This is a genomic window from Arthrobacter sp. Y3225116 (assembly GCF_059091245.1).
Genome location: NZ_JBNHGL010000457.1, coordinates 1 through 1,113, shown reverse-complemented (window position 1 = coordinate 1,113; position 1,113 = coordinate 1). Strand labels below are relative to the sequence as shown.

Here is a 1,113-nt window from a genome sequence, read left to right as displayed (position 1 = left end):
GATCCGGCGCCGGATCGATGCGTTGTGGCGGATCGAGGGCGCCCGGATTGTCGCCGCCCTGGCCCGTGCCACCGGGGATGTCGGTTTCGCCGAGGACGTCGCGCAGGAAGCCGTGGCCGATGCGCTGGTCCAGTGGCCGCACACCGGGATCCCCCGCAACCCGGCGGCGTGGCTGACCACCGTGGCCAGGCGCCGGGCCATTGACGCCTGGCGGCGGGCCGAACGCCTGGAGGACCGTTACCAGGTGCTGGCCCGCGGGCTGCGCGACGAGGAAGACCTGGCCTGGGACCCCGTACCCGACGACGTGCTCCGGCTCGTCTTCACCGCCTGCCACCCGGTGCTCTCGCGGGAAGCGCAGGTATGCCTGACGCTGCGGGTGGTCGCCGGCCTGTCCGCCGAGGAGATCGGCCGGCTCTTCGTGATTCCGGTCGCCACCGTGCAACAGCGCATCGTCCGGGCCAAGAAGACCCTGGCCGCGGCGAAGGTGCCCTTCGAAGTCCCCGAACCGAACGACTGGGGCCCGCGGCTGGGCGCCGTCCTGCGCGTGGTCTACCTCCTGTTCACGGAAGGGTACGCGGCGACCTCGGGGAACCGTTGGATCCGGTCCGACCTGGCCGGCGAAGCCCTGCGGATCGGACGCGTCCTGGTGTCACTGGTGCCCCGGGAGCCCGAAGCCCACGCACTGGTGGCCCTGATGGAGTTCCAGGCGTCGCGTTTCGGCGCCCGCACCCGGCCCGACGGCAGCCCGGTCCTGCTCGCCGACCAGGACCGGACGCGTTGGGACCGGGCCCAGATTGAACGCGGCCGTGCTGCCCTGGCCAGGGCCGACCTGCTGGGCCGGGGCCGGGGCAGCTACGCCCTGCAGGCAGCCATCGCCGAATGCCATGCGGCCGCCCCCAGCGTCGCCGGCACCGACTGGGCGCAGATCGTGCTGCTCTACGAGGCGCTTGGCCGGGTGGCGCCGAGCCCGGTGGTGGAACTGAACCGCGCTGTGGCAGTGTCCATGGCCACTGGCCCCGCCACCGCCCTGGCCATCGTGGACCGGCTGGCCTCGGAGGGCGCCCTGAGCGGCTCCCACCTGCTCCCCAGCGTCCGCGGCGAGATGCTGGCCCG

1 protein-coding gene is annotated in these 1,113 nt (G+C 73.4%); it reads left to right on the top strand.

Annotated elements, in window-relative coordinates; translation table 11 throughout:
* Position 1: 1 nt before the first annotated feature.
* A partial coding sequence (locus tag AC5RV2_RS18265) for an RNA polymerase sigma factor (RefSeq protein ID WP_494093503.1) occupies positions 2–1,113 on the top strand: 1,112 nt, incomplete at its 3' end.